Origin of the sequence: Thiohalocapsa sp. ML1 (genome assembly GCF_001469165.1) — a bacterium.
Taxonomy (GTDB): domain Bacteria; phylum Pseudomonadota; class Gammaproteobacteria; order Chromatiales; family Chromatiaceae; genus Thiohalocapsa.
Genome location: NZ_JABX01000003.1, coordinates 162,146 through 187,212, shown reverse-complemented (window position 1 = coordinate 187,212; position 25,067 = coordinate 162,146). Strand labels below are relative to the sequence as shown.

17 protein-coding genes are annotated in these 25,067 nt (G+C 66.2%); 12 read left to right on the top strand and 5 right to left on the bottom strand.

The features are described from left to right. Nucleotides 1–9: 9 nt before the first annotated feature. The 4 genes from ML01_RS03115 to ML01_RS03100 are packed head-to-tail and all read left to right on the top strand — an operon-like array spanning nucleotide 10 to nucleotide 12,846. Entirely contained in the window at nucleotides 10–1,413 is a 1,404-nt protein-coding gene (locus ML01_RS03115; protein WP_058553933.1) for a hypothetical protein, read from the top strand. Then, a complete protein-coding gene (locus ML01_RS03110; RefSeq protein WP_058553932.1) occupies nucleotides 1,413–5,576 on the top strand; it encodes a protein kinase in 4,164 nt (1,387 codons plus the stop codon). The genes ML01_RS03115 and ML01_RS03110 overlap by 1 nt, the downstream gene beginning before the upstream one ends. Next, on the top strand, nucleotides 5,576–7,282 hold the full coding sequence (locus ML01_RS28335; protein ID WP_156427528.1) for a hypothetical protein: 1,707 nt from the start codon (nucleotides 5,576–5,578) through the stop codon (nucleotides 7,280–7,282). The genes ML01_RS03110 and ML01_RS28335 overlap by 1 nt, the downstream gene beginning before the upstream one ends. Continuing rightward, the gene (locus ML01_RS03100) at nucleotides 7,279–12,846 is read left to right on the top strand and encodes an ATP-binding protein (protein ID WP_058553930.1); all 5,568 of its coding nucleotides are present in this window, start codon (nucleotides 7,279–7,281) and stop codon (nucleotides 12,844–12,846) included. Before ML01_RS28335 ends, ML01_RS03100 begins: the two co-directional genes overlap by 4 nt. A 160-nt stretch (nucleotides 12,847–13,006) precedes the next feature. Here the strand turns inward: ML01_RS03100 and ML01_RS03095 are convergent, their stop codons facing one another. Then, on the bottom strand, nucleotides 13,007–14,557 hold the full coding sequence (locus ML01_RS03095; RefSeq protein ID WP_058553929.1) for an ATP-binding protein: 1,551 nt from the start codon (nucleotides 14,555–14,557) through the stop codon (nucleotides 13,007–13,009). Between the two features lie 311 nt (nucleotides 14,558–14,868). On the opposite strand from ML01_RS03095, the gene nikR reads away from it, so the two are divergent. From nikR to ML01_RS03075, 5 genes are all read left to right on the top strand, one after another. After that, nucleotides 14,869–15,342, top strand: a complete 474-nt coding sequence (gene nikR / locus ML01_RS03090) for a nickel-responsive transcriptional regulator NikR (RefSeq protein ID WP_058553928.1) — start codon at nucleotides 14,869–14,871, stop codon at nucleotides 15,340–15,342. 484 nt (nucleotides 15,343–15,826) lie between these two features. Continuing rightward, a complete protein-coding gene (locus ML01_RS03085; protein WP_058553927.1) occupies nucleotides 15,827–17,461 on the top strand; it encodes a cytochrome ubiquinol oxidase subunit I in 1,635 nt (544 codons plus the stop codon). 3 nt (nucleotides 17,462–17,464) lie between these two features. Next, nucleotides 17,465–18,607 carry a cytochrome d ubiquinol oxidase subunit II gene (cydB, locus tag ML01_RS03080; RefSeq protein WP_058553926.1) on the top strand — a complete coding sequence of 381 codons (1,143 nt, stop codon included), beginning with the start codon at nucleotides 17,465–17,467 and terminating at the stop codon, nucleotides 18,605–18,607. A 128-nt stretch (nucleotides 18,608–18,735) separates the two neighbouring features. Next, nucleotides 18,736–18,858: a cytochrome bd-I oxidase subunit CydX gene (gene cydX / locus ML01_RS26820; RefSeq protein WP_082673907.1), complete on the top strand. Its 123-nt coding sequence runs from the start codon at nucleotides 18,736–18,738 to the stop codon at nucleotides 18,856–18,858. Nucleotides 18,859–19,214: 356 nt separating this feature from the next. Next, complete coding sequence (locus ML01_RS03075) at nucleotides 19,215–20,405, top strand: Fic family protein (RefSeq protein ID WP_254045120.1); 1,191 nt, start codon at nucleotides 19,215–19,217, stop codon at nucleotides 20,403–20,405. 121 nt (nucleotides 20,406–20,526) lie between these two features. Here the strand turns inward: ML01_RS03075 and ML01_RS03070 are convergent, their stop codons facing one another. Both ML01_RS03070 and ML01_RS03065 read right to left on the bottom strand, forming a co-directional pair. After that, complete coding sequence (locus ML01_RS03070; RefSeq protein ID WP_058553925.1) at nucleotides 20,527–21,180, bottom strand: GDSL-type esterase/lipase family protein; 654 nt, start codon at nucleotides 21,178–21,180, stop codon at nucleotides 20,527–20,529. Further along, nucleotides 21,177–22,220 carry a thioredoxin fold domain-containing protein gene (locus tag ML01_RS03065; RefSeq protein WP_058553924.1) on the bottom strand — a complete coding sequence of 348 codons (1,044 nt, stop codon included), beginning with the start codon at nucleotides 22,218–22,220 and terminating at the stop codon, nucleotides 21,177–21,179. Before ML01_RS03065 ends, ML01_RS03070 begins: the two co-directional genes overlap by 4 nt. A gap of 79 nt (nucleotides 22,221–22,299) precedes the next feature. On the opposite strand from ML01_RS03065, the gene ML01_RS28330 reads away from it, so the two are divergent. Next, nucleotides 22,300–22,584, top strand: coding sequence for a hypothetical protein (locus tag ML01_RS28330; RefSeq protein ID WP_156427527.1), 285 nt, complete (start codon nucleotides 22,300–22,302; stop codon nucleotides 22,582–22,584). 48 nt (nucleotides 22,585–22,632) lie between these two features. Here ML01_RS28330 and ruvB read toward each other — a convergent pair whose 3' ends face one another. Further along, nucleotides 22,633–23,685: a Holliday junction branch migration DNA helicase RuvB gene (gene ruvB, locus ML01_RS03060; protein ID WP_058553923.1), complete on the bottom strand. Its 1,053-nt coding sequence runs from the start codon at nucleotides 23,683–23,685 to the stop codon at nucleotides 22,633–22,635. A 439-nt stretch (nucleotides 23,686–24,124) separates the two neighbouring features. On the opposite strand from ruvB, the gene ML01_RS26815 reads away from it, so the two are divergent. Together ML01_RS26815 and ML01_RS03055 are read left to right on the top strand one after the other, a co-directional pair. Further along, nucleotides 24,125–24,313: a type II toxin-antitoxin system HicA family toxin gene (locus tag ML01_RS26815; RefSeq protein WP_082673914.1), complete on the top strand. Its 189-nt coding sequence runs from the start codon at nucleotides 24,125–24,127 to the stop codon at nucleotides 24,311–24,313. A 107-nt stretch (nucleotides 24,314–24,420) separates the two neighbouring features. Next, the gene (locus ML01_RS03055) at nucleotides 24,421–24,858 is read left to right on the top strand and encodes a type II toxin-antitoxin system HicB family antitoxin (protein ID WP_058553922.1); all 438 of its coding nucleotides are present in this window, start codon (nucleotides 24,421–24,423) and stop codon (nucleotides 24,856–24,858) included. Here the strand turns inward: ML01_RS03055 and ML01_RS28325 are convergent. Then, entirely contained in the window at nucleotides 24,842–25,027 is a 186-nt protein-coding gene (locus tag ML01_RS28325; RefSeq protein WP_156427526.1) for a hypothetical protein, read from the bottom strand. The genes ML01_RS03055 and ML01_RS28325 overlap by 17 nt on opposite strands. Nucleotides 25,028–25,067 lie beyond the last annotated feature (40 nt).

Here is a 25,067-nt window from a genome sequence, read left to right as displayed (position 1 = left end):
GCGCAGGGCATGAAGGTCAAAGCCGTCCCAAGCAGTTGGATTCATGGCGAGCGGCGGCGCCTCGACGTGGGACCCTTTCTGTACGGCGCGGTGGAGGCCCGCGAGCGCATCCGCCGCCTGGACGCGCCGAAGGAGCCGCTCAAGTCGCTGACCGCCGGGCCCGGGGGCGGGATCTTCAACGGCCCCCAGTTCTCGCGGCGCTGGGTGACCGACCCCGCCCACGGCGTGCCCTTTCTCGGCTCCAGCTCCATGCTGCTGGCCGACCTGTCCCACCTGCCGCTCCTGAGCCGCAAGCACGCGGACTTGCCCAAGCTCCGGCACCTGGAAGTGCGGCCGGGCATGACCCTGATCTCCTGCTCTGGCACCATCGGGCGCATGGTCTACGCCCGCCCGGACATGGCTGGCATGTGGTCCTCGCAGGACATCATGAAGGTCTGTCCGGACCCCGTGCGCATCCCGCCCGGCTATCTCTACGCCTTTCTCTCCAGCCGCTTCGGCGTACCCCTGGTCACCGCCGGCACCTACGGCGCAATCATTCAGCATATCGAGCCGGAGCATATTGCCAATGTACCGGTGCCCAGATTGGGCGCGGAACTGGAGGAGGAGATTCACGACCTTGTGGAATTAGCTGCCGCGCGTCGCGCAGAGGCGGCGAAGCTAGGCGGCAAAGCCACAAGAGAGCTGATTGCCTCTGCGGGGCTCCCGGATATAAAGCACCCGGGGTCTGTGCAACCGTTTTCCGTGACGGCGGCACTCAGTAGCCGTATCGTACGCCGATTGGATGCCTTCTATCACAGTCAGTTCCATTTGGATGCGCTGCAGCCTCTCCAATCGGGCCCAGCAACGGTTACCGTGTCCGAGCTCGCAGAAGCGATCGCCGAGCCCGGTCGCTACAAGCGCGTGACGGTGACCGACAGCAGCTACGGTTTGCCCTTCTTCGGTACGTCGGCGATTCAATGGTCGGACCCTGCAACGGACACCTTTCTGGCAATGGCTCAACGCGGCCTAGAAGATCTCAAGGTGAGCGAGAACACTGTCTTGGTTCCTCGTTCCGGACAGCTTTCTGGAATTATCGGCCTACCTGTCCTGCCAATCGGGGCAGTGATGAACGGCGCCGTCTCCGAACATGCAATACGGGTTGGTTGCCGCGCGGACTTCGTGGCTGGGTTCCTATTCATCTTCCTTCGCTCAGAGTATGGGCGTCGTCAGCTCAAGGCACGGGCCTACGGGACATCTATCCCGACGCTAGACGTGGCGCAGATAGGCAGCGTAATCGCTCCAAAGTTGCGCGACGACGTTGTTGAAGCCATCGGATCTCAAGCTATCCGCGCCGCCCAGCTTCAAACAGAAGCGATTCGCCTTGAAATGCAGGCGCGGAGCGCAGTCGAGCGCCCGATATCAGGAGCCGCCTAATGCCCGCCAAAGTCATCTCCGTCGGCGAGCCGGTGAACGAATCGGAGCGCCTCGCCATTGCGCACCTGCGGGACCGGCTGCCGACCGGCTACGCCGTCATCCACAACTTCGAGATTCTCCATAACGAGACCCGCTACGAGGTGGACTTGGCGGTGGTGGCGCCGCATGCGCTGTATCTGGTGGACGTGAAGGGCACCCGGGGGCGCATCGAGGTGGACGGGTCCTACTGGTGCCCGCAGGGGCGGCAGTGTTTCAAGTCCCCGCTGCTGAAGCTGCGCGGTCACGCCAAAGCGCTCAAGGGCCTGATCGTGGACAGCGACCCGGCGCGCCATGCCGAGCTGGGGCGCATCTTTGTCGGCAGCGCTGTGATCCTGACGGCGCCGGACGCGGCCTTCGACGACCGCACCGAGCGCGACGCGGACGAGGTGGTGCGACTGGAGCAGGCGGTGGCGTTCTTCACCGACCCGGAGCGGGTGCCGAGCCGATTCGACCGCGCCGTCGGCAAGCTGATCTCGGCGATCTCGAAAGCGCTGAAGATCGCCGTGCGCAAGCCCAAAGGCCCCGCCCGTTACGGCAACTGGGAAGTGGTGGAGCGCATCTCCGGCGGCGAAGGCTATACCGAGTACCGCGCCGCCAACCCCTTCGCCGGCGCGCGGGCGGGCACGGTGCGCCTGCGCGTCTACCGCGCCGACCCCTACCAGGACGCCCCGTCGCGGGAGGCGGAGCGGCGCCTGATCGGCAACGCCTACCGTGCCCTGAGCCGGCTGCCGCCCCACGCCAGCATCGTCGGCGCGCGGGACTTTTTTCCGTTGGAAGACGAGTCCGGCTATGTGCTGGTCACCGACGATGTGCCCGGCTCGGCGCTGCGCCTGCACCTGGAGCGCCCGGCCCTGGCGCTAACCCTGGACCAAAAGCTTCGGATCGCCGAGGAGCTCCTGTCCGCCCTTGCCCACGCCCATGCCCATGGCGTGGTGCATCGCAACATCTGTCCGGCGACCGTGCTGCTGGGGCAAGACGGGCATACCCGGCTCCTGGGCTTCGACTACGCGCGCGCCGTCCCGGGCGGCAGCCAGACCGTAGCGGAGCAGGTCGCCGGGGAGCTGGATCGGGACTACCAGGCCCCCGAGCTGCATGTCGGCCCGTCGGCTGCCACCGGCGCATCCGATGTGTTCAGCGCCGGACTGGTGCTGTACGAGCTGTTTGCGGGGGAGCGGCCCTTCGACGACTTCACGGCCATGTTTGCGTTGAACGCCGTCTTCCCCCAGGGCGCCGGCGACCTGGCACCAGGCCTGCCGGAGGGGCTCGGCGCCTGGCTCCAATCGCTTTGCACCTTCCAGATCGACGCCCGTCCGAGCGCGGCGGAGGCCCTGGCCGCCTTCAGGCCCATCGTCACCGGCCAAGAACAGACGGGAAGCCGTCGGGCCGAGGGGGAAGACATGCCGGGCGCCGAGGGCTCCCTGGACTATCTCACCCTCAAGCCCGGCACCCGACTGGGGCAGAAGTTCGTGGTGATGGAGCAGTTGGGCCGGCCGGGGGCTTTCGGGGTGGTCTACAAGGTGGTCGACACCTTCGGCGACGTGACCCGGGTCCTGAAGCTGATCCTGCGGGACCGGGAGTCCACGCTGAACCGGCTGAAGAAGGAGTACCAGACCCTGCTCCGGGTGCCCGAGCACCCGAATGTCGTCAAGGTGGTGGACGCGGACGTGCTGCCCGGGGACCGCACGCCGTACCTCGTCTTCGAATACGTGGACGGGCTGGACGTGGCGGATATGGTGCGGTCCGGCCCCATGGACCCGGAGGATGCCCTGGCCCTGGGCCGGCAGGTGGCGGCGGGGCTCGATCACCTGCACCGCCACAACGTGTACCACTGCGACATCAAGCCCGGCAATCTGCTCTGGACCGATGCCGGGGTGCGCATCATCGACTTCAACGTGGCGGTGCACACCCAGCGTGACGAGGGCCTGGGCGGCGGCACCCGCCGCTATGTGCCGCCGGACTTCGACGCGGGGGCCGATGCGACGCCTGAAACCTTGGCGGACCGGGATCTGTACGCCCTGGGCGTGACCCTGTTCGAGATCCTGACCGGGCGGCCGCCCTGGGATGGCGCGCCGAGCCTGTCTGCCCTGGCGCCGGACCCGCGCGGCGCTCCCGATGGCGACGGGCTGGACGGCGCCCTGGCGGAGCTGGTGCAGCGGCTCATCTCACCGCGGCGGGCCGAGCGTCCGGCGTCCGCGGCCGAGGTGCTGGATGCGCTCCAGGCCATCCCCCGAGCCCGGCGCGTCGTTCTGCCCGCCGTGTCGGACCTGACGGGCCATCGCATCGAAGGGTTCGCGCCGCCTGGCTCGGGCCGACCCGGAACCCCGGGGAACCCCTTCGTCGACTATCTGCTGACCCTCTACAGCCAAAGCCGCACTAGCAACGCCGGTACCCGCGGACTCGACGCGCTCGGCAAGAAGCTCTATGTCGAGACCGCCCTGGACGAGGACTTGGTGGAGGCGGTGCTGGCCGGCGGGCTGCGCTTGGTGGTCGTAACCGGCAACGCCGGTGACGGCAAAACGGCATTTCTGCAGGTGCTGGAGCAGCGCGCCAGAAAACGCGGTGCCGCGATGGACCCTCCGCGCGTCAACGGCTGCCGCTTCACCCTGGACGGCCGGGTCTATCTCAGCAACTACGATGGCAGCCAGGACGAGGGCGAGCGCAGCAGCGACAGCGTGCTGCTCGACTTTCTCGGCCCGTTCGCCGGCCCGCTGCAAGACGACGGCACCCTGCCGGCCGCCGCAGCACCTGGCACCGAGACCCGTCTCATCGCCATCAACGAGGGGCGGCTGATCGACTTTCTGGAGACCCGGGGGGACGACTTCGCCGGGCTCGCCCAGGTGGTCCGCCGCGGGCTCGCCACCGGGGCGCGCCAAGACGGCATCGCGGTGGTCAATCTCAATCTGCGCAGCATCGTCGCCCTGCCTCGCGCAGGCAGCGGCAGCCACAAGAGCCTGTTGCGGCGGATGATCGAGAGGCTCGTCGATCTGGACCTTTGGACGGCGTGCGAGAACTGCGAGCTGGCCCCGCGCTGCTACGTGCGCCACAACGTCCGGACCTTCCAGGACAGCACCGCCGGCGAGAAGGTCGTCGAGCGCCTGGAGACCCTCTACGCACTGACCCACCTGCGCGGGCGGCTGCACATCACGCTCAGGGATCTGCGCTCGGCGCTCGCCTTCATGCTGGTCGGAACCCGCAACTGCGCCGAGATCCACGCCCTGTATGCCGCGGGCGATGCGCAGGCCGTGCTCCAGGGGTTCTATTTCAACAGTTGGATGGGCGGCGACGGCGAGAACCGGGACCGCTTGCTGACGCTGCTGAAGCAGGTCGATATGGGCCGGGTGCCGGACCCGCGGCTGGACCGCGGCCTGGACTTCGTCTCCCCCGGCGAGGAGCCCGCGCTGCACCGCTTCGCGGAGCGCGGGGGCTACGACCTGGAGCTGCTCAAGGGCCTGTTCGAGCGGCTGCCCCGGGGCTATCAGGGCAACGCCGAGCGCGCGGCCATGGCCCGGCACCGGCAGTATCTCGCCATGGCCCGGCGTCGCCAATTCTTCGAGCGCCGAGACCCTGCCGTCGCCGCCATGCTGCCCTACCGGGCGGGCATGCGAATGCTCGGGATCATCCGCGGCGAGGTCTCCACCGAAACCGTGCTGCCCGAGCTTATCGACGCCATCAACCGGGGCGAGGGCCTGGCGGACACCGGCCGCCTGGGCGGCGCATTCGCGCTCCAGGTCCGCCGGGTGGACAAGGGGACCATCAAGAGCTTTCGCCTCTTCCCCCGCGAGCGCTTCAGCCTGGATGTGAGCGACGAGGCGCGCGACGCGGAGTTCATCGAGCACATGCCGAGCCGCTTGGTGCTGCGCTACCGCGCGGAGCACGGGGCCGACCCGCGCCTGCCCATCAACCTGGACATCTTCGAGATGCTTCAGCGTCTCAACCAGGGCTACCGACCGGGGGTAGAGGAAAGCCAAGGGTTCTACATGGGCCTCGAGGTGTTCAAGAACCTGCTCGGCTCAGCACCCTATCAAGAGGTGCTGCTCACCACCTCCGGACACGACTTCTACCGCATTCGCCGCGAGCCCACCGGGCGGCTCGTCATGGACCAACCGGCACTGGAGACCGAGTGATGCCTCTGTCGAAACGCGATAAAGATTTTCGCCTGCAAAAAGTCAATTACTTGGACTTTCAGTTCATCGAGATGGATCGCGTCTTGACGAACTTTTTCGGACGGGTCCAGTTTAATGGCCTGACGCCCAGAGTTCAGCGCAAACGCTCGCTGGAAGTTGCCGCTTTTGTGGACCAGATCATCCAGGATAGAGAAGGATTCGAAGGGTTTGAGCGATTTCCAACAGCGACCCATCGGTGGGTGGAAACGCACTTGCTGGACATGGTTAACCGAGGAAGAGCGAACGCGACGGTTGCCGCTCCGCGCCCGCTGCACGGTTATACATATCGATTTCGCAACGTCCTGCATTCGCGCGACTATGGAGCGGCACAGCATATTTACGAAGCGATCTACGCCGCACGACGAGACGCAGGCCAAGCAGTAATCGATCAGTTGAAGCGCTTTTTCTTTCAGGGCTTCGATCCGCTCACCGGTACCGCGGCAACTGCAGCTCACATGGACGTAGAAACGCAAGCTTTGCTGTCATTCTCCGTCCATGTTAAAGACACGGCGGACGAGCGTTTTCCGCGGGACTGCTTTCCGCCGACCTGCATCGGCGGCGCGGACTTGCTGACAGAAGACGTTCAACGACTGCTTTGCTACTCCCCGTTCGTTCCGCGCTCGGTCATGGTCGAATACTTAAAGGTTCTGCTCTCCTTTCATCTCGCAATCTATCACTTGAAGCTGATCAAGCTCGTCCCTCGCCTCGTTCGAGGCGCTAAGGCAGACCCAACCTGCCATCCGCGTCGGTGCCCGATGAACCCCCGAGTTGACAAAGATCCGCAAGGCGATTGCCCTTACAAGGTAGCAATAGTCTTGGATGTTGCCGGCAACCCCAATAGCCCGGTTTCGAGCTTGGCGATTCGGAGCTTCGACGCCCATCTTCGCCGAATCACCCCGTTTGTGAAGTCATATTTCTCTTTGCGCAAGTTGGACGAATTTTCCGAGGATCTTCGGAAGCTTGGCAAGCTCCATCCGAGCGACGGGAAAACTGCCAGCTTGGCCGAATTGCTCGCGCTGCTTGGGGAAGCCTATCAATCCGAACGCGAAAGATATTTCGAGTATCGAATGATCAGCTTGGCACGCGACTGCACCGACGACGCGGGCGAGCTTGAGCCCGAGCTACGGCGAGCGCAAGAGATGAAGCTAAGCGCATTCGACACGTACATCGAAGTACTGATGAAATTTCGGGGTGAGTATCACCGCGCCCAACTCACTAGCTGGCTTGATTCCCTGCTGCTCAAGAACCGTCCCGGTGCGCTCGTGGCCCAGCAGCGCACCAAGGGCGCACCGCGCCGCTTCATCCTCGACAGTCGCTTGCTGGAGGTGCTGCTACAGGTGATCGTGCTGCGGCCGGGCGGCGTGCGCGGCTACCACACGGCGAATCTTCGCGTCGATGAAGTGCTGGACGCGCTTCGCGAGCGCTACGGGCTTTACATCGACCGTCTGCCGGACGGCGACGGCTTCGCCGGAAGCACCATCGCCGAGCGGCGGGCATTGCGCTCCAATCGCGAGGCCTTTGTCGGCCGCCTGCGCGAGGTCGGGTATTTCCGCGACCTATCCGACGCCTATGTGGCCCAGACCGTGACCCCCCGCTATCCCATTGCCAAGGAAACCGGAGCGGACGGCGACACCGATCACGCGCATGCCGGAGGCGCCGCCCAATGACGAAAGGCATTCGAGACATTTCCGCCCAGGATCTCAATGCGGAGCTGTGTGGGCTGTTGCAGCCGCGGCTCGCCGCGAGTCTGCGCGCTCGCGGCCCCGGTCATTGCATGCGGGTCCAAGATCTCGACGACGCCTTGACTTCCCGCCTATGCAGTGCCCTGCGCGCGGAGGTCTCTGACGCCGCGGTGGTCATCCTCGCGGATCAGCATGCGACGGACGTGGCGGACCCCTATGTCTCGCCAACCAAGCTCGTCGAGTTGCGCAACCCGGAGGCAGACGGGTCGTTGCGCCCGCCGCTCTTGGTGTTCATCCCGAGCGGCCTGCGTGCTGCGGCCGAGGACTCATTCGGCGTCGCCACCTTCGAGGAGCTGGACCTGTCAGATGCCTACCGGGAGCTGGAAGATCAGATGATTGCGGCGCTCGGCGAGCCCTACCGCGGTATCGCGGCGCAACTGCTGCGCGATCTACGCGGCGACGCACGCTCGGGCTTGTTCGCCGATTCCGCGGCGGCGGTGCGCTGGCTCCTGACCGCGAGGGCGAACGGCAACGCTCCCGAGACCTTGGGGGCGGCGCTGTTTCATCTCGGGCTGATCCCGGACTTTGAATGGCTCTTGGACCCGCTGAAGGCGCCCCAGCAAGCGCGCAACAACCGGAGCAAGGTCGAGAAGATCACCTGGTCGCCGCTGTCCGAGCGCGGCCGCGTGCAGGAGCTGGAGCTGAAAGACGGGGGCTTCCGCAACCGATTCGGTGGCTTTCTGGAAGAGACCGGCACCGAAAGTCCGCGCCATTGGACCCGCCGCATCGCGATGGACCCGTCGTGCTGGCAGTTTTCGTTCGACAAATGGGAGTTCGTCAGCGAGCAGACCCCCGATCATGTCTGTATCTACAACGTGGACACGGGGCTGCCCATCGCGGAGCCGAGCGAAGAGAACCCTGCCATCGATGCGCTGGCCGGGCAGCGCTATCTCCCACTCGGGCCAAACGGACTGACCAAGTTCACTGCCAGCTTCCAGGTCGAGCCACACCCCCAGAGCGTTCAGGGGCTGGAGCGCTTCGTGGTCCATGTGGTCTCGGTAGACAGCGGCCCCATCGGTTTTTCCAGGAAGAAGAGCGCCTGGAGGCCGAAAACCTTGCGTGCCACGGTGACTTTCAGCAACCTGGGTAAGGTCGCGTGGGAGGAGGGTTGGCACTTTCTGCGCGTGGTCGCCGAGACCGCCGACGGCGAGCCTATCACCCTCGTGGACGCGGACGGAAACATGGTGCTCGAAGGCCCATCGGACACCGGGCAGCGACCTGCGAATACCTCCGACCTGTTCTACGTTCTGCCCGAGGGCGATATCGACGTGGAGCCACCCCAGCGCGCGGTCCAGCGCTCGCCCGGCCTGCTCCACGCCTTGTTCCAGCTGCAGTTCGCCGCGCTCTCCGGCGGCCGAGATCCGAACCTGGTCCGGCCGGGGGAGCCGCGCTGGGTGGACCGGAACAGCCGCGACCTGGACCTGCTTGAAGTCCCCTTCGGACGGGAGGGCACCCGGGCCATTCCGGTCTCCAAGCGTCTGCGCGAGATCGAGCAGCGCATCCTGAGGGAGCCGGAGGGCCCGGTCTGCTGGCGCCTCGTCATCGGCCACGACGGGGCGGAGTCGGCCACGGAGGACGCGTTGCCGTGGCCGAGCGCACCCCTGACCGAGGAGCTCAAGACCGCCCGCGCTGCCTACCTGGCCGGCATCGCCGGCGATGCCGGCGGCCTCGTCTCCGAGGCGGCGGACTTTCGGGATCTGCTGGAAGAAGCCCTGGGCTACGCGGATGCCTTCGCCCGCCTGGTGGAAGAGCTGCGCAGACTGGCCGAGCGCGGTCATGCGGCGCTCGCCGAGCTACATGCCCTGCTGCGTCTGGACACCGTGGCGGTCGTGCTCGGCGATCACCGGGGTCAGACGCGCGAGGCCTTGCTGCTGGCACCGACCCACCCCTTGCGCGCCCTGTGGTACGCCCTCTGGGCGAAGCTAGGCGAACATTGGCTTGCCGCGTCCGCGGGACTGGCGCCGACGCGGGTGACAGCGGTTCGCGACGCCTTGCTGCGCTACCTGACTCCGGCGGGCTTTCCCGCGGTGCTGCCGGTCGGCAGCGGGCGGCTGTTCGTCCTGGTGGATAACTTGAGCCCGTTCTGGAGCCTGTACGCGCCGAGCACGGAAGCGGACCCGCGGGGCCTCTTGGGCCAGTTGTGCAGCGCCCTGGGCCTCCCGGAGCCCGGCATCGGCGGGTCCGTGATCGACGGAGAGTATCTGGCGAGCCGGTTCGAGCGCTATCTGGCCCAGCATCCCTATGTCGGCACCTTGACCGTCAATGCGTTCAATGCCGGGCGGGCGGGCGTCATCGCGGAAGCGCTGCTTGCACTGGAGCGGGAGCCGCATCTGCGGGATCTGCGTTACGACATCCGCCTGTTCGCGCCGGACAGCGCGTCCCCGGCCCTGGCCGAAGGTCTGACGGAGCTTTTGAACCCCTCGGCGAGCACGACGGTGGCCGAGGCGGACGCCTTCTGCACCCCGGCGGAGGATCATCTGTCGCCGAAGCTTGCCGTCGCCGTGCGCGGCATCGGGGACTATCTGGGCCACCCCGACCACTACCGGGCGCACCTGACCCTGCTGTTCGATGTCTTCGCCGCGTCCGAGGTGGGGGCCACGCCGGGGGATCGCCGCGACGGGGTTGCCCCGGTCCACGGGCTGGTGCTCGACATGGCGACGGAGTATCAGGAGGACGAATCGCTGGTGGCTTGGCGGCGCCATCCCCGCTTTGGCGTGCCGCTGCCGATCGCCGAGCTTGCCGACGAGACCCGGCTCCTCGCCCGCTTGGGGCTGGTCCTGGCGAATGCGACGGCCAACGTGGCGACCGGGCGCAGCGGGATGGACCTGCGCCCCCAACTGACGCTCGCCCTGTCCCCCGACCACAAGGCCCTGCTGCATCTGGTGCACGAGCACAGCGACTGGGTCTTTACCGTCGATCGCAACATGGGCATCGAATACTTCGACCATGGCGGCCCGACCGGCCGGCGGCGCTCCCAACGCCCGGAGTACTTGATCGACCATTCGCCAGATATACGCCAGAACGCCGGTCCGAACCTGGCGATCAGCTCCCGCTCCCTGCACGAGGTGGAGGCGATGCTCGCGCCGGTGTTGCACGCCTTCGAGCTGCCGGCGGACAGGGCCTACGCGGTCCTTTTGCTGGACCAATTGCGGAGCCTGTCCGGGCGGTTGGCACTCAAGCTGGTCAGCGCGCCGAATCAGCAGGCGGAGGCGATGGGCTTGGCCCTGTCCAGACTCTTCCTGGAAGATCAGGGGGTCTTCGCCGATCAGATCGTCGTGCCCCTCGATGCCCACCTGGAGCTCTACCGCAGCGCCAAGGCCGCGGCGGACGAGGTCGGCGAGGCCATGAGCTTCAAGCGCACAGATCTCGCGCTGTTCGATTTAGACCCGCGCCGGCGGGAGATCGTGTGCCGTCTGGTGGAGGTGAAGTGTTACCGCCAGGTGGCCGATCTGTTCGGCAGCGCGTCGCTGCGGCAGGCGATCGCGGAGCAGATCGGCGAGAGCGAGCGCGTGCTGGCAGGTCATTTCGATCTCGACGCGGACGGCCAGCGCCGGCCGGATCACGTCGTCAAGTCCCGCGAGCTGAACGTGCTCCTGGACTTCTACCTGGCACGGGCGGAACGCTACGAATTGGTGTCCGCCGCTGCGGCGGAAGAGGCGCGCTTCTTTCTGCGTACCATCGACGAGGGGTATCGACTGAGCTTCACCCGGACCGGACTTGTGTTCGACTTCGCCAAGGACGGCTTGGACCAGCCCGACGTGGACCTCGGCGTGGAGTTTCACCGCATCGGCGCGGATCGCATCAAGGGCCTGCTGGCTGCGGCCTGCGCGGTCGCAACAGCGTCCGATGCCGTGCCCGGGCTGATGGCCGCGCCCGCGCCGCGCGAGCCCACCGTGCCCGTGCTGCGCACCGCCGCGTTCCTGAGCCCGCCGCGGGATCGCACGGTCGATTGGGAATCCTTTGCGTCTCCCGACGGGCTGCGTACTGGCACTGTCGGCGCCGACACTGCCGCGTCATCGCTCGCTGTTTCGCCGACGTCGTTTGTGACGGGCGCTGCGTCCGCGCCGGCCGCACCGACAGTGCCGGGTACCGTGGAGCAGGTCGCGAAGCGAAGCGAAGCTTCGGCTCGAGGCGCGGATTCATCGGGGCAGGACAAGCGTATAGCGGAGTCCGCGGTGCCGACACCCTATGTCGAGCCAGGGCAAGCGCCTGTCGATCGGCCGCTGCCGGTACGGTCAGGGGCGGACGCGACAGACCGCTTGGGCACCGACCGTCCGCCGGATTACGACATCCTGCTGGGCAAGCGCGAGCCATCGCCGCAGTACGGTCTCTTGGGCGAAACCCAGGGCCGCAGAGTGGCGCTCGATCTCAACGAAACCCACACGATCAGCCTGTTCGGTGTGCAGGGCGCCGGCAAGAGTTACACCTTGGGCGCGATGGTCGAAATGGCGTTGCGACCGCTGCCCGGGATCAACGCGCTTCCCAAGCCGCTCGGCGGTGTCATCTTCCATTACTCGCCGACGATGGATTACGCCCCGGAGTTCACCAGCATGGTGCGGCCCAACAGCAAGGCCGAGGAGCTTGAGCTGCTGCGGGGACGCTACGGGGCGGAACCGACGCGCCTCGACGATGTGCTGATCATCGCGCCGGAGGCCCAGGTCGAGGAGCGACGCCGGGAGTTTCCGGGCATCGAGGTCACGCCGCTGCGGTTCAGCGCCGCCGAACTGCAGGTGAAGCATTGGACCTTCTTGATGGGCGCAGTCGGAAACCAGGCCCTTTACCTGCGCCAGCTCAAGCAAATCATGAAGGAGATCCGTCGCGATCTGAATCTGGACGGCTTGCGCGACGGGATCGAGCGGTCCCGCATGGCGGAGAACCTGAAAGAACTGGCCCGCACGCGCCTGGACTTCGCTGCCGATTACATCGCTGACGGCGCCTCGATTACCGCGCTGTTTCGACCTGGTCGACTAGTCATCGTCGATCTTCGCGACGAGCTGATGGAGAAGGACGAGGCGCTGGGGCTTTTCGTTGTGCTGTTGCACCTGGTGGCGGAAGCCACTTGGAATGGTGAGCGCTTCAATAAGCTCGTGGTCTTCGACGAGGCCCACAAATACATCCAAAACCCCGACTTGGTGGATGGGCTCGTTGAGGTCATCCGCGAGATGCGGCACAAGGGTACCAGCATCCTGATCGCAAGCCAGGATCCGCAGTCGGTGCAGGTCAAGGTGATCGAGCTCTCAACGCAGATCATCCTGCACAAGTTCAATTCGCCGGCGTGGCTGAAGCATGTGCAGAAGGCCAACGCGGCGCTGTCGGGTCTGACCGCCGAGCGCATGGCCGCGCTGCGGCCGGGCGAGGCCTTCGCGTGGTCGAGCAAGGCCAGCGACGACGGCTGCACCCGCGCCCCGATCAAGCTGCGCTGCCGCCCGCGCGTCACCGCCCACGGTGGTGCAACGCGAACTGCCGTGGACGACGCCACCCCCGGGTAGATAACCCTTTCCATGGGAAGCCGGCGCCTAGGAGTCCGAAGGGTCATTTTGCGATGCAGCATTCCGCAAAGCTTGATTGCAAGACCTGAGGGCAGCCCCGCTTTTGTGGTCTCCCCCGATTTCTGCGCGATTAGTGCGGCGATTCGTGCGCGGGGGAGGGTCAGCCCAGCGTCTCGACCTCGAAGCCGACCACGCTGCGCTGCTGGCGGCTGAATTCGACGCCGATGAGGTGAATCGGGCGGCCGTCGCCGCGGTAGGGCTCGGCATAGCCCTTGTCCTTGAGCTGTTGCAGGGCGCGACCCTCGGGGGCCAGCTCGACCACCTTGAATTCGAACAGGTATACCTGGCCGTTGAAGCGCAGGGCCATGTCCAGGCGGCCGGCGTTGCTCGCTTCCTCCGTGCTCAAGTCCAGGCCGAGCGAGGCGAAGTAGGCGTAGAAGACGCTCGCGTAGAAGCCCTCGTAACGGGCAATGCGGTTGTTGCGGTGCCAGTCGCCGGGGATGCTGTGGAAGAAGGCGGTGAAGAGCTGCTGCATGCCGGCAAAGTCGTTGGCGAGCAGCAGGTCATATAGGCGCGCGGTCTGCTCCGGTGCGGCGCTGTCGAAGTTGCGCAGCGGCTCCAGCATGGCGCCGTTGAGGCTGGCGAAGACCTCCTGGTTCGGGTAGCGCAGCCGGTATTGGAGCAGCGCGCCCACCTGCCGCACCGAGTCGATGGTGAGATAGCCGGTCTGAAACAGCAGCGCCTCGGTGGCGATGCGCCCGACGTCGAAGCTCGACAGCAGGGCCTCGCTGGCGAGGAGCTGCCCGAGCCGCGGCAGAAACACCTCGCGCTCCAGCAGCAGGTCCACCAGGAAGGTCGGCGTGGCCGTCTCGAACCACCAGGGGCGGAACTGGCGCTTGTCGAACAAGAGCAGCACGTCGAAGGGGTTGTAGACGGCCTCGCCGGTCCAGTTGTAGCCGTTGTACCAGTGGCGGATCGCGTCGCGGTCCAGCCCCTGCAGCTCGGGGGCGAAGACGGTGTCGAGGTCCGCCTCGGTGTAGCCGCAGATGGCCGAGTAGGCGGCATCGACGGTGATGTCGTTGAGGTTGTTGAGGCCGGAGAACAGGCTGACTTTGCTGAACTTGGATACGCCGGTGAGGAAGGCGAAGCGCAGGTGGGCGTCGCTGTCCTTGATGACGGAGTAGAGGTTGCGCAGCCCGTCGCGGATGGCGCGGGCGGCCTCGGGGCGGGCGAGGTTGTCGAGGATGGGCTTGTCGTATTCGTCGATGAGCACGACAACGCGCTCACCCCGCGCGGTCGCCGCGCGGCGGATCAACTCCGCGAAGGTTCCGCTGATGTCGAGGTGCTGCGGGACGGCGATGTCGAGCGCCTCCGTGTTGATGCGCAGCAAATCCCGAATCCGCGCGTCCAGCGCCTCGGGACTCTGCACCACGCCGCCGCCGAAGCTGATGCGGATCACCGGAAACCGCCGCGAGAAGTCCCAGCGCCCGTGCGCCTGAAGGCCCTCGAACAGCGCCGCGTTGCCGGCGAACAGCTCGGCGAGGGTGTCGAGGAACAGCGACTTGCCGAAGCGCCGCGGGCGCGACAGGAAGTAATACTTGCCCTGCTCGATGAGCCGCAGCGCAAAGCCCGTCTTGTCCACGTAGTAGTGCCCCTCCTCGCGGATCTCGCGGAAGGTCTGGATGCCGATGGGCAGGCGCAGGCGGGTCATGGCGGGCAGTAGTCGGGCGGGCGGGCTTAGGCCCAGTGTAGCCGCGGTGGGGGCCGGTCGCATCGCCTGACCCGGGTCGGCGGTCGGGGGCGCGCAGGAATAGCTCGGGCCGGGCGCGGCGCGCCCGGTCTGGTGCCCGCGCGACCACGGCGCCGCTTGATGCCGAGCCGCTTGGACTCGCGCGACGCGGAATCGCGAACGCGCGTCCGATCCTGAGATCCCGATAGCGATCCCGATTCGGACAGCGCGGGCGATTCCGGCGCGGCGCATCGGCTATGCTCCCGTACTCGACCGCGGGCCCGGAGAGATCGATGCAACGCGTCACCATTACCCTCGACGATGACCTCAACGCCGCCTTCGAGCGTTTTCGCGAGGCTCGCGGCTACGACAACCGCTCGGAGGCCATCCGCGACCTGATCCGCGAGCGACTGGAGTCCGAGCGGCTCGCCACCGAGCCCAGCGGCCCTTGCATCGCGACGCTGAGCTACGTCTACAACCATCACGAGCGCGAGCTCGCCGCCCGCCTGACCCAGGCCCATCACCAGCACCACGACCTTGCGGTGTCCACGCTGCACGTGCACCTCGACCACGACCATTGCCTGGAGACAGTCGTGCTGCGCGGCGCGTCGGACCGCGTGCGCGCCTTCGCCGACGCCGTCATCGCCCAGCCCGGCGTGCGCAACGGGCGGCTGTCGCTGCTGCCGGTGCGCATCGCCGAGGAGGCGCATCGGCACGGCGCCGAGGGGGCGGGCGCGCCGCATCTGCACTTGGAGCCGTTGCCCTGATGGAGCCGGGGCAGGAGCACGCTCGTCGGAGCGGGTTTTCGATGACGACAACGACAACGCTTCGACGGTATGTCAGAGACTTGGAGCGCGCATGATCGGTACGCCGCGAGCGGCTTGCCCAACTCCGGCTGATACCCTCAGCAAAATCGTTTATCCGTTTGTTTTGGCTGGAAAGATTCGGGCCGACCCTTGACCGGCATCAGCGAAACAACGGCTTTACCCCAGCGGAATTGTCGCCCTTGACAATTCGCATGTCGGGGTACGGCACGAGCCGAATATAAGATCTTCCTAATACATGGACGACGCCCGCGGCGCGCCGGTGCAACGCCGGGCGGCGGGTGGCCAGCGCCGGACGCGCCACCGCTGGCGCGCCGCCGCAGGGGCAGCGCGGCGCCCGGTCAAGGACGGGCCACGGGGGATGCGCCGGGTCTGCCGGTAGTCCGCCTCGTCCGATGCCACCACCGCAAGATGGAAGATCGACCTTATGCTTGACAGCACCATGATCGAGCTCTCGCGCTGGCAGTTTGCCGCCACCGCGATGTACCACTTCCTGTTCGTGCCCTTGACGCTCGGCCTCTCCTGGATCCTGGTGATCATGGAGAGCGTCTACGTCATGACCGGGCGCGAGATCTACCGGGACATGACCAAGTTCTGGGGCAAGTTGTTCGGCATCAACTTCGCCCTCGGCGTCACCACCGGCCTGACCATGGAGTTCCAGTTCGGCATGAACTGGGCCTACTACTCCCATTACGTCGGCGATGTATTCGGCGCGCCGCTGGCCATCGAGGGGCTGATGGCGTTCTTCTTGGAGTCCACCTTCATCGGGCTCTTCTTCCTCGGCTGGGACCGGTTGACCAAGCGCCAGCATCTGATGGTGACATTCCTGATGGCCTTCGGCTCCAACCTCTCGGCCATGTGGATTCTGATCGCCAACGGCTGGATGCAGAATCCGGTCGGCGCGGTGTTCAGCTTCGAGACCATGCGCATGGAGATGACCAGCTTCTGGGAGCTGCTGATGAACCCGGTGGCGCAGGTCAAGTTCGTGCACACCGTGGCCGCGGGCTATGTCACCGGCGCCATGTTCGTCGCCGGCATCAGCGCCTGGTACATGTTGAAAGGCCGGGATCTCGCCTTCGCGAAGCGATCGTTCTCGGTGGCCATGGGCTTCGGCCTTGCGTCCATCCTGTCCGTGATCCTGCTCGGCGACGAGTCCGGCTACGAGGTGGGCGATGTGCAGCGGGTGAAGCTCGCCGCCATCGAGGCGGAGTGGCACACCGAAGAGGCCCCCGCCGGCTTTACGCTGTTCGGCCTGCCGAGCAACGAGGACGAAGAGACGCACATGGCCATCAAGGTGCCTTGGGCGCTCGGGCTCATCGCGACGCGCTCATTGGACAAGGAGGTCGTTGGCCTCAAGGACCTGATGCGCGAGCACGAGGTGCGCATCCGCTCCGGCATGATCGCCTACGAGTACCTGCAACGGCTGCGCGGCGGCGAGGACACGCCCTATAACCGCGGCGCCTTCGAGGAGCACATGGATGATCTCGGCTACGGGCTTCTGCTCAAGCGCTACGTGGACAACCCCGCCGAGGCCACCGAGGAGCAGATCCAGCTCGCCGTGAAGGACTCCATTCCGGAGGTCGCGCCGCTGTTCTGGAGCTTCCGCGTCATGGTCGCGGCGGGCTTCTGGATGCTGCTCTTGTTCGTGCTCGGCTTCTACTACAACGCGGCGCGCAAGATTCAGGACAAGCGCTGGCTGTTGCGCGCCTTCGTCTTCAGCATCCCGGTGCCCTGGATCGCCGCCGAGACGGGCTGGTTCGTCGCCGAGTTCGGCCGCCAGCCTTGGGCCATCGGCGAGGTGCTGCCGACGTCCATCGCCGCCTCCAGCCTCACCGCGAGCGATCTGGTCTTCAGCCTGTCCGCCTTCGTCATCTTCTACACGGCGCTGTTCCTGATCGAGATGTTCCTGATGATCAAGTTCGCGCGCCAGGGGCCGAGCTCCCTGCATACCGGGCGCTACTGCCACGAGCGCGGCGAGCGCGGCCAGCATGCCGACGACGATGCGAGCCACGGCGCAGGCGCGACACCCACGACTGCACCGGCCCAACGGCGGGAGGACTGATCCATGATCCTGGACTTCGAAACCCTCAAGTTCATCTGGTGGCTGTTGGTGGGCGTGCTGTTCATCGGCTTTGCCGTCACCGACGGCATGGACATGGGCGTCGGCACGCTCTTGCCCTTCCTCGGCAAGAACGACGACGAGCGGCGCGTCATCATCAACACCATCGGCCCGCACTGGGACGGCAATCAGGTGTGGCTCATCACCGCGGGCGGGGCGATCTTCGCGGCCTGGCCGCTGGTGTACGCCACCGCCTTCTCGGGGTTCTACTTCGCGATGCTGCTCGCGCTGTTCGCGTTGTTCTTTCGGCCGGTCGGCTTCGACTACCGCAGCAAGATCGCGAGCCCGATCTGGCGCAATGCGTGGGACTGGGGGCTCTTCATCGGCGGTGCGGTGCCGGCCTTGGTGTTCGGCATCGCCTTCGGCAACCTGCTGCAGGGCGTGCCGTTTCACCTTGATGAGCTGCTCCGGCCCTACTACACGGGGAGCTTCTTCGAGCTGCTGAACCCCTTCGCGCTGCTGGCGGGGCTGATCAGCTTAGGCATGCTGACCATGCACGGGGCCATCTGGCTGCAACTGCGCACCGAGGAGCCCATCGTGGGGCGTGCGAAGGCGTGGGCCAAGGTCACCGGGGTTGCGACCATCGTGGCCTTTGCGCTCGCCGGGCTGTGGCTCGTCATCGCCATCGACGGCTTCCGCGTGGTGAGCATGCCGGCGCTGGATGCACTGCCAAACCCGCTGACCAAGGAGGTGGTCATCGCACGGTTTGCGTGGTTCGCGAACTACTGGAACCACCCCTGGACGCTGTTGTTCCCGATCATGGGCTTCGCGGGCTTGGGCTACGCCGTATCGCTGTCGATGGAGGACCGCGCCGGGCTCGCGCTGGTGGTGAGCAGCTTGGGGATCACCGGCATCATCATGACCGCGGGCGCGGCGATGTTCCCGTTCATCATGCCGTCGAGCACCAACCCGGGCAGCAGCCTGATCGCCTGGGATGCGACCTCGAGCCACCTGACCCTGACGGTGATGTTCTGGGCCGCGGTGATCTTCATCCCCATCATCCTCGCCTACACCACCTGGACCTATGCGCGCATGTGGCGGCGGGTGACGGTGGCGGAGATCAAGGCGCAGGATACGCTGGCTTACTAGGTCCAAGGGCCAAGGGCCAAGGGCCGAGGCGCGCCTTCCTCGGCCCTCGGCCCTTTTCGGCGCGCCGCACCGGCTTTCGCAAAACGATGGCAGCCTGACCTCAACCTCTGCTCAATCGGAGCCCCAACATGTGGTACTTCTCCTGGATGCTCGGCGTCCTGCTCGCCGTCGCCTTCGGCATCATCAACGTCATGTGGTATGAGTCCGAGCAGTGCCTCGGCGAGGCGGACGACAGCAAGCTGGACGCTTGAGCCCCATCGGCGCGGAGCGTCTGCCGCTCTGCCCGGCACGACAAGGCGCTCGGCGGGCGACAGCCGAAACGCCAGGCCCCGGCATGCGCCGGGGCCTTTCCGTTGTAGGTGCGGACGAAGCAGGGATTGCTGCCCGACTCCCTTGTCCTGTGCGGCCCTGCTGGCTTTAATGCAGCATTCTCATGGAACGACCGCCCCGCATGCCCAAGGTCGATCCAAGCTCGGCGATGCCGCGCTTCGTGGACAAAAGCGCCCAGGGCCAATAGAGCCCTCCTCGGCCCTTGGTACACTTGCGACAACGAGCGGGTTGCGCCACAGGCGGATCTTGCCCTTAACGCGTGAAGGCTGTTGTGGACTTGTCGACGCTGCTTCCCGGCATTCCCTTCACCGGCCGCTTTCACTACAGCGACGCCATGGTCAGAAGCCTTGGCCTGGTCGAGGCCGCGCGCGCGGTGGTTGCCGTGCTGCCCTTGCCGCCGGATCGGGAGCTCTGCCTGCGTCAGCAGGCGCGTCAGCGCGCGACGCGACATTCCACCCGCATCGAGGGCAATACCCTGGGCTCGGCCGAGATCGGTCGGGCGGTGATTGCCCTGGACCGCACCCAGACCGAGATGCAGCAGGAGGTGCGCAACTACTGGCGCGCCCTGGAATGGATTGAAGAGCAGATCGAGGCCGAGCGACAGCCGTCGGAAGAGCTGATCCGCGAGCTGCACAGCATCATCCTCGTGCACGGCATGGGCCGGCGGCGCCGACGCAGTGACTATCGCGGCGCGGAATGCCCGGTGGTGGACAGTGCCACGCGCCGCATCGACTACGCCCCGCCCAGCCCCAAGGACGTGCCGGACTATGTGTCCGATCTGGTGGATTGGTGGCGGGGGGAGCGCGCCGCGTCCTTGCCCGGACCCGTGCGCGCGGGGCTGCTGGCCCACCGTTTCGTCAGCATCCATCCCTTCCCGGACGGCAACGGCCGTACGGCTCGCGCCCTTGCGACCCTCGAGCTGTGGCGCAGCGGCTATGAGATGCGGGGCTTTCTGTCCCTGGAGGAGCACTACACCGCGGACCTGGGCGCCTACTATCGGCATCTGCAGATGGGTTTGCCCGTGGATTTCTACGACGGGCGCCACGACCCGGATCATGGCCAGTGGCTTGGCTTTTTTCTCGACACCATGGGCGAGGCCGCGGAGACACTGCGACGACAAGCGGTGGCGCTGTACGCGCCCGAGCGCCAACCCCCGGCGCCTTGGGAGACGCTCCACCGGGTGCAGCAGCAACTGCTCACACGGCTCTTGATGCGCGGGCAGGCGCTCGGCGCCGAGGCGATGACCTTCAGCCCCGGGGATATCGCCGAATGGTTCGGCGTCTCCGCAAACACGGCGCGGGAGTGGCTGGAACGCTGGCGTGAGCAGGGATTCGCCGTGCCCGTGAACCCGGATGCGAAGCGCGTGCGGCTCTACGGGCTGGAGGGTCGCTGGACCGAGTTGTTGCGGCAAGCGCTGGCCGGTGCGGGGTTTAGCACAAGCCTTAACACAAGTGAAACGGCGCGGTGAAGCGGCTGAACTACAGAATAACAATGCGTTACGCGACTCAAGCCGCGCATTTAGCACAAGTGCCGCGCGACCGTTAGCGCGGTTTCCGGTCGGGCCTAACCAACATCGGCGCTCGTTCGGCTCAGGGTAAGGCGCCGCGCTCCCGCAGCAGCCGGTCGAGCCGCTCCGCGAGCAGGCCGTAGCCGGCGCCGTTGGGGTGCACGCCGTCGGCCTTGAGCGCGGGGTCGGACAGCACGTCGGTGAGGGCGCGTTGCTCGATGACGAGGCCGTGCTCTTTCGCAAGGTCGGCATAGGCAGGGTGCGGTCGCAGGCCGAGGCCGAGCGTCGGCACCGCGAGCAGCATCACGTCGGCACCGGATGCGCGCGCCGCCTCGATCATGCCGCGAAAGTTGGCGCGCAAGTCGGCGCGTAGCTGCTCGCCGTCGCTGCGGCGCAGGATGTCGTTGCCGCCGTGGCAGAGCAGCACCAGCGCGGGGCGGTGCTCGGCGAGCAGTCCGGGCAAACGGGCTAGACCCTGCGCGCTCTGCTCGCCCGGAATGCCGGCGTTGATGACCTGAAGGCCCGACAGCGCCGCAAGCCGGCTCGGGTAGTCTTCGCCGGAGCCCGCGCCCGTGCCGGCGGTGAGGCTGTCGCCGAAGGCGAGCACCACGGTGCCGGGCGGCAGCCGCGCCAGCTCCGGGCCGCCGCCGCAGCCGGCTAGCAGCAGGAGCAGGAACAGGCCGATGAGGGCCGGCGGCAAGCGCCGGCGGTGGTCGGTGCGCTCAGGTTCCGTCATTCCATCAGGTCGTAGTCGATGCCGCGGGCATGCAGCGCGTCGGTGCGATGCTGCAGCCAGCGCTGGAAGTTGGGCTGGTGGCGGTAGGCACCGGTGGCGATGTAGTCCAGCACGCCGTGGACGTGAAAGCCGCGCAGATAGCCGTCGGTGCGGAAGACCTCTTTGCCGTCCCCATCGAAGAATACGAGGCTCGGCGTGTAGTTGATGCCGAGCTCGGCGGCCCAGTCGCGGGCCTGCAGCTCGCGGCCGTCCGGCGTCTGGATGGTCTGCGGCGAGAAGGCATCGACGACGGCGGCGTCCAGGTTGGTCAGCGCCAGGGCCACGGGGTCGCGGCGCAGGATGTCTTGATGCAGCTCGTCGCAGGCGGCGCAAACGGGCTGCTCGAACATGACCACCAGCGCGCGCGTGCTCTCCGCACGGTTGTCCGCGAGCTTGATCGGCGGCGTGAGGAAGCCCGGCTCTTGGTGCAGCTTGCCGCTGGCGGCCTCGGCGTCCTGACGGTGGTAGAAGTCCCGGAAGGCCTCGCCCGCCTGCTCGCGCTTCAACGCCACGTATTGCAGGCCGGCATGGAACTGGTTCGGCGGGTAGTAGCCGTCGATGCGCAGCACCGTGGCGGCGTCCTCGTCCAGCAGCAGGATGGTCGGCGTGTACTGCACGCCCAGCGCCGCCGCGAAGGCCTTCTCGGTCGTCTGCGCGCCGTCGGTGCCGGTGACCTCGCGATCGCCCCAGAGGTTGATGGCGATGACGTCGAAGCCGTCCCGGGCCGTCTCGCTGATCGCGCGATCGCCGAAGTTCTCGCGCAGGAGCTTTTCGCAGTACGGGCAGCCGTCCTGGTAGAAATACAGCAGCACGCGCTTGCCGGCCGCGGTGGCCTCGGCGACGTCCTCGCGGATGTCCAGGAAAGAATTCTTGAACCAGTCGGGCTTGGCTTGATAGCCGGGGTTTTCGAGCTGGGTCAGCACCTCGGCATCGGTTGCGGCCAGCGCCGGCTGTGTCACCGGCGCTGCCGCGAGCAGCAACAGGCAGAGAAGCCTCGTCATTGGTGGTTACCGTCGTTGTTGTTGTGAAGTGCCGATGGTGGGGCAGCCGGGGCGAAGCTCAACGCGGATTTGCGGCGCGGTGATCGGGAATCCCCGTGCCGGTGAGGCCTTCGCGTCGTTGTCGTTATCGTTCATCGGGATTCAGCAAGACGACAACGACAACGACAACGACAAGCTTGACCTTGTCGTGGGGAACGGAGCAACCGCGGCTAAGGGACGCTTCAGCAACAAGTTGAACGACTTGGTAACAGATCAAAAACAAGCAACGCAGTTTTTTCAACTACGAAACACGCGAAATACGCGAAAGAACAAGCCGGACAGTCGGGGTTCGCTGAAATTCTCGCGCTTTTCGCGTGTTTCGTAGGTTCAAGGGGATGTGTAACTTGTTCTTGACTCGTTACTAAGGTCGTTACTAAGGGTCTGCTGCACCATCGAACAGATCCGCCACCGGCGCCGCGTCCCGCCGCGGCGGCGCAAGTCCAAAGTGGCGATAGGCGCTCTGTGTCGCCATGCGCCCGCGTGGCGTGCGCATCAGATAGCCCTGTTGGATCAGGAAGGGCTCGAGCACGTCCTCGATGGTGCCGCGCTCCTCGCCGATGGCGGCGGCGAGGCTCTCCACGCCCACCGGGCCGCCGTCGAACTTCTCGATGACGGCCTGGAGCAGCCGGCGGTCCATGTGGTCGAAGCCGAGCGCGTCCACCTTCAGCATGCCCAGCGCCTGGTCGGCCACGGCCCGGGTGATCTGCCCGCCCGCCTTCACCTGTGCGAAGTCCCGCACGCGCCGCAGCAGCCGGTTGGCGATGCGCGGCGTGCCGCGGGAGCGCCGGGCGATCTCGGCGGCGCCGTCGGGCTCGGTATCGATGGCCAGGATCGCCGCGGAGCGCCGCACGATGTGGGTGAGGTCCTCGGCACTGTAGTACTCCAGCCGCTGCACGATGCCGAAGCGGTCGCGCAGCGGGCTGGTCAGCAGGCCGGCGCGGGTGGTGGCACCGACCAGCGTGAAGGGCGGCAGGTCGAGCTTGATGGAGCGCGCGGCGGGGCCCTCGCCGATCATGATGTCGAGCTGGAAGTCCTCCAGGGCGGGATAGAGGATCTCCTCGACCACGGGGCTAAGACGGTGGATCTCGTCCACGAACAGCACGTCACCGGCGTCGAGGTTGGTGAGCAGCGCGGCGAGGTCGCCGGGCTTCTCCAGCACCGGGCCCGAGGTCTGGCGCAGGTTCACCTGCATCTCGTGGGCGATGATGTGCGACAGCGTGGTCTTGCCGAGCCCGGGCGGGCCGAAGATGAGCGTGTGATCGAGCGCCTCGCCGCGACCGCGGGCGGCACCGATGAAGATCTCCATCTGCTCGCGCACGGCGGGCTGGCCAACGTAGTCCGCCAGCCGGCGCGGGCGGATGGCACGGTCGAGCGCGCCGTCGTCGGCGGACTCGGCGGGGGTGATGAGGCGCTCCGGCTCGCTCATCGGGCTGCGATTCGGCGCGGATCGCTGCACGACCGGCGCCGTGCATCGACTGCCGGCGCAGCGGCAAGGGAGACAAGTCGCATCGGCATCTTCCGTCGAAATTCAGCGGGTGAGTGTGTCTGGCCGGGTCCGGGCTGTCCAGTGGCGCCCGCGCGCCGAACCCGGCCCCACGTCCCTACGCGGTCCCGAGCCCATCGCCACGCCCGGCCGAACCCGGGCGCCGCTGCGTCCAGCCGGAGCTAGGTCCGAATCTGTCCACCTGGGCGAGCGGGGCGCCGCAAAGCCTGAAGCTGGGCTCGTCGCGGCGACCCAAGCACAACATAAAAGTTGTGTGTCCAGCCTGCGTTATGTAGACTTCCATCTGCGACGGGATTGCTCGAATTTACTGCGAGAAGTGGAATTATGTATTTTGTAAAACGTTTTTTGTTCGGTGGGGCGCATGACGGGGAAAGATGCAGTTAAGAAATTGAAAGAAAACGGTTGGGTTTTGGACCGGATTAAAGGAAGTCATCACATCATGAAGAAAGAGGGCTTTCGCCCCGTGCCGGTCCGTGCGGGACGGGACATCCCGAAGAGTCTGATCTCCGCCTTGGAGCGTCAGACGGGTGTGAAGCTCTCGCAGGATTAGGCGGCTACGAGCGGCGAGCGGGTGCCGAGGCAAGTCCCCGGCACCCGCATAGCCGGAATCTGAAGCGCTGAAAACGCGTTATCAAAGTATCGGTCGGTAGGTACGCTATGTTGGAGTTGGAATTGATCTACGGTGCCACCTTGTCGCATGACGAGGACGGGATTATCGTGACCTTTCGCGACCTGGAGAACGTTTTCAGCTGGGGGGAGACCCTGGAAGAGGCGATCTTCAACGCGCAGGAGGCGCTCGACGGCGTTCTCGAATCCATGGCGGCGCAGGACCTGGACATTCCCTTGCCGAGCGCTATTCGAGACGGTGAGGTCGGTATCCCGTTGAGCGCGGATGTGGCGGCTCCCGTCATGTTGTATATCTTGCGCATGCAGCAGCACAAGTCGTTAGCCCAGGTGGCGAAAACGCTCGGTAAGTCGTATCAAGCCTATCAACGCATGGAAAAGATGGGCTCCAACCTAACTTTGAAGTCGCTCAAGCACGCAGCTGCCGCTCTCGGGGCAACCGTGGAGATTCGTTTCAAAAAGGTCGTTTGATCGGCGGTCCGCAGCCCGGCCTCGCCCAAGCACTTCTTGCGCAGCGCCTCAAAGGGCGGGTCGCATCGGCCGCCTCAACCTCGTGCCCGTGCAGCACCCAATCGGCGATGAGGAGCATCTCGACCAGCGCCTGGTACGCCTGCTTGGGGAAATCGATCTTCATGGGCATCCCGGGATCATTGGGATGCCGCGATGGCCATGGTGCTCGA

Bases quoted from the DNA above. Each gene is read 5' to 3' on its own strand.
- ML01_RS03115 (WP_058553933.1), top strand. From the start codon at position 10: ATGAAGGTCAAAGCCGTCCCAAGCAGTTGGATTCATGGCGAGCGGCGG.
- ML01_RS03110 (WP_058553932.1), top strand. From the start codon at position 1,413: ATGCCCGCCAAAGTCATCTCCGTCGGCGAGCCGGTGAACGAATCGGAG.
- ML01_RS28335 (WP_156427528.1), top strand. From the start codon at position 5,576: ATGCCTCTGTCGAAACGCGATAAAGATTTTCGCCTGCAAAAAGTCAAT.
- ML01_RS03100 (WP_058553930.1), top strand. From the start codon at position 7,279: ATGACGAAAGGCATTCGAGACATTTCCGCCCAGGATCTCAATGCGGAG.
- ML01_RS03095 (WP_058553929.1), bottom strand. From the start codon at position 14,557: ATGACCCGCCTGCGCCTGCCCATCGGCATCCAGACCTTCCGCGAGATC.
- nikR (WP_058553928.1), top strand. From the start codon at position 14,869: ATGCAACGCGTCACCATTACCCTCGACGATGACCTCAACGCCGCCTTC.
- ML01_RS03085 (WP_058553927.1), top strand. From the start codon at position 15,827: ATGCTTGACAGCACCATGATCGAGCTCTCGCGCTGGCAGTTTGCCGCC.
- cydB (WP_058553926.1), top strand. From the start codon at position 17,465: ATGATCCTGGACTTCGAAACCCTCAAGTTCATCTGGTGGCTGTTGGTG.
- cydX (WP_082673907.1), top strand. From the start codon at position 18,736: ATGTGGTACTTCTCCTGGATGCTCGGCGTCCTGCTCGCCGTCGCCTTC.
- ML01_RS03070 (WP_058553925.1), bottom strand. From the start codon at position 21,180: ATGACGGAACCTGAGCGCACCGACCACCGCCGGCGCTTGCCGCCGGCC.
- ML01_RS03065 (WP_058553924.1), bottom strand. From the start codon at position 22,220: ATGACGAGGCTTCTCTGCCTGTTGCTGCTCGCGGCAGCGCCGGTGACA.
- ruvB (WP_058553923.1), bottom strand. From the start codon at position 23,685: ATGAGCGAGCCGGAGCGCCTCATCACCCCCGCCGAGTCCGCCGACGAC.
- ML01_RS26815 (WP_082673914.1), top strand. From the start codon at position 24,125: ATGACGGGGAAAGATGCAGTTAAGAAATTGAAAGAAAACGGTTGGGTT.
- ML01_RS03055 (WP_058553922.1), top strand. From the start codon at position 24,421: ATGTTGGAGTTGGAATTGATCTACGGTGCCACCTTGTCGCATGACGAG.
- ML01_RS28325 (WP_156427526.1), bottom strand. From the start codon at position 25,027: ATGCCCATGAAGATCGATTTCCCCAAGCAGGCGTACCAGGCGCTGGTC.